Annotated in this window: 1 pseudogene; it reads left to right on the forward strand. The window is 53.8% G+C overall.

Going from position 1 to position 1,013, the window contains the following annotated elements:
- Positions 1 to 896 (forward strand): annotated as a pseudogene (locus ABD971_RS17635) (recombinase family protein); the annotation flags it as partial.
- Positions 897 to 1,013 lie beyond the last annotated feature (117 nt).

The raw sequence follows: 1,013 nt of genomic DNA on the forward strand, positions 1-1,013 counted from the left end.
GGTTCTACCAAACGGGTGCTCAAGGGCAAGCGATGCAATGCAAAAACGGCGACCAATGCTCATGCAAGTCGGCAGTTCGCCGCCAAGACGCAGTTGAAGCGATTTGCAAGAGTTTAACCACGCTGATCTCGCGAGATACGAATTTGATTGAGGCGGTCGTGCTGAAAAGCCAAGAGTTGGACGCCAAGGCGGACCAGGGTTCAGACGACCAGATTACTCGTTCTCGAAAGCAGTTGGCATTGCTTGGAAACCGAATCAACGACTTGTTCGACATGTCGGGCGAGGGGACGGACGAGGACAGGAAAGAAACCAAGACTCGGCTTCGAGCAGCTCAGGCTGATCGCAATGCAGTTCAAAGCGAACTCAATTGCTTGCTGCGTGCAGTGGAGGGCACGACAAAAACTCTAACGGTTGAACAAACTCGTCAGCAGCTTTCGGAAACGTCGGACTTACTCGCTAGGGCGGCATCTGGAGATCTAGGCGAAGACGCTGTTTACAAGGGACTGGCCATCTTTCGTTCGCTCACCGGTAAGAGAGTGCTCGTGCAGGTCGAACGCCGTGCAAATCGCAAACGCACCAATGTGCTTGGTTGCTTTCGCCCTCAACTGATTCGCGGATTCAGTGCACAGACATCTCAAGTTGTTTCGGCGAGTGACGACGCCGTGATGGTCTGGCTGCGTAAGCCCCCGCGTTTGGACGCGATCGCCGAGCGGGTCCATGAACTGATTGACATCGAACGAATGAGTCACCGTGAAACCGCGAAGCAACTTCAGCGTGAGGGGAACACAGTGAACTCAGGAAATGTCTGGTACAGCTATCGTCGCTGGTACGAAATGCAGGGGATGGAACCACCTGCAGTGCCCTACAACAACGGCAAGAGACGGCGTTCCGCATAGCCCACCGAATCGAAACATTGACGAAACGCCTCGCTAAAACTGCGAGGCGTTTTTTATGCGCGCAACTTACCTTCCAACCGGAGTGACCATGCAGCAAACAGACGAACAACAAGTCAA

Origin of the sequence: Novipirellula rosea (genome assembly GCF_039541335.1) — a bacterium.
Taxonomy (GTDB): domain Bacteria; phylum Planctomycetota; class Planctomycetia; order Pirellulales; family Pirellulaceae; genus Novipirellula; species Novipirellula rosea.